Below are 249 nucleotides of genomic sequence, written 5' to 3'. Positions count from 1 at the left end.
CATGAGATCGAAGTAGATGGCCATCAGCATGAGGGAACCGACCAGCGCCATGCCGATCTTCAGCCCCGCATTCTGGACCTCTTGCGAAAGTGGTTTGCCGCGCACGGCTTCCACCAGATAGAACAGCAGGTGACCGCCATCCAGCACCGGAATCGGCAGCAGGTTGAGAACACCCAGGCTGATGGAGAGATAGGCCATGAAGCCGAGGAAGGCCTCGAGGCCGGAGCGCGCCGTGTCGCCGGCGATACG

General features: G+C 61.4%; 1 protein-coding gene. It reads right to left on the bottom strand.

The window, feature by feature from the left end; translation table 11 throughout:
• On the bottom strand, window positions 1-249 hold a 249-nt coding region (locus R0J88_RS22295), incomplete at both ends, for a site-2 protease family protein (RefSeq protein ID WP_410901214.1).

The sequence above is a fragment of the Pseudoalteromonas sp. SIMBA_162 genome, from assembly GCF_046535955.1.
In the GTDB taxonomy this organism is placed as follows: Bacteria; Pseudomonadota; Gammaproteobacteria; order Enterobacterales; family Alteromonadaceae; genus Pseudoalteromonas; species Pseudoalteromonas marina.
Note: the sequence above shows the minus strand (reverse complement) of the source record. Positions and strands in the feature narration are given on the sequence as shown.